We start from the raw sequence: 1571 nt of genomic DNA, 5'->3' as shown, positions 1-1571 counted from the left end.
GGCGTCAGCTAAATGTCAAAAAGCCATGTCGCCCGTGAACCGCGGGCTACAGGGCCTTACCGTTAGTCGGCTTCCTGGCCTTTGGCACAATGAGGGCACCCACGTCACTTCTGCTTTTTTGGCCGCGCGGCTAGAGTGAGCCCTCAGTGTTTATCCGGCCTTGGTAGCAAAAGTGACCGGTGCAGCTCCCTAAGGAAGAGACGTAGCATGGATGGCGCTCCACAACACGACGATGCAATTTCGGTTCTGTTGGTGGTCGATGACTACCCGGAAAACCTCGTCAGCATGCGTGCGCTGTTGCAGCGTGACGACTGGCGGGTGATAACCGCCGCGTCTGGCCTGGAAGCCTTGGAGTTACTGCTGGCCCACGAGGTCGACCTGGTGCTGCTGGACGTGCGCATGCCGGGCATGGACGGTTTCGAGGTGGCGCGCCTGATGCGTGGCAGCCAGCGTACGCGCATGACGCCGATTATCTTTCTGACGGCCACCGCCCATTCGCCCGACGCGGTGCTGGAAGGCTACGCCAGTGGTGCGATCGACTACCTGTTCAAGCCCTTTGACCCGCACATCCTCAAGCCCAAGGTGCAGGCCTTGCTCGAGCACCAGCGCAATCGCCGTGCCTTGCAGCGCCTGAGCCATGACCTGGAATTGGCCCGCGCTTTTAATGCCTCGGTGCTGGATAACGCCGCCGAGGGCATTCTGGTGGTGAGCGAAAACAGTGTGATCGAGTATGCCAACCCGGCCATTTCCCGGCTGTTGAATGCAACGATGGCTGAGTTGCAGGGCGAAAGTTTCCTCAGTTTCCTGCAAAAGCCCCATGTGCCAGCCTGGTTGGGCTTTCCCATGTACGAGGCATATCGCCGGGGCGAGACGTGGCGCCAACACGATGCCATTTTGCGCACCGGTCGGGGCCAGCAAGTGCCGGTAGCGTTGTCCTGCGCGCCTTTGCCTGCGGAGCAGAAGGCAATGGTGGTGACGGTGCTGGACATGTCTGAAGTGCGTCACCTGCATCAGCAACTGGAATTCCAGGCCGTGACCGACCCGCTGACCGGGCTGCTGAACCGGCGCGGTTTCCATCAGGCGATGGAGAATACGTTGCTGCGCAGCGAACGTAGCGAGCAGGCGCTGGTATTGCTGTACCTGGACCTGGATGGCTTCAAGCGGGTCAACGATACGTTGGGCCATGACGCCGGGGATCGCGTGCTGCGTTGGGTTTCGGAGCAGATGCAAGCATGCCTGCGTTCCTACGACATTCTCGGGCGCATGGGTGGGGATGAATTCACCGCGTTGCTGGAGCTGGAGTTTCCCGAGCAGGCCGCGAAGATCGCGGAAAAGCTCATCGAGCGGGTATCGGTGTGCCAGCAGGTCGATGGTCTGGAGGTGATGCTTGGGGTCAGTATTGGCATCGCGACGTTCCCGGATTGCGGCTCGGACTTGAGCGGCCTGCTACGGGCCGCGGACATTGCCATGTACGAAGCCAAGCGCGCCGGCCGTCAGCAGTATCGTTACTACGACCAGGAAATGAACGGCCGCGCCCGCTCGCGGTTGATGCTGGAAGACAGTGTACGTAC

At 60.9% G+C, this 1571-nt stretch carries 1 protein-coding gene; it reads left to right on the top strand.

The features are described from left to right. Positions 1 to 207: 207 nt before the first annotated feature. Positions 208 to 1571: diguanylate cyclase (locus tag BKD70_RS23415; protein WP_139145829.1), on the top strand; the 1364-nt coding region annotated here is incomplete at its 3' end.

Source organism: Pseudomonas sp. BS-2016 (assembly GCF_001806145.1).
GTDB lineage: Bacteria > Pseudomonadota > Gammaproteobacteria > Pseudomonadales > Pseudomonadaceae > Aquipseudomonas > Aquipseudomonas lundensis.
Note: the sequence above shows the minus strand (reverse complement) of the source record. Positions and strands in the feature narration are given on the sequence as shown.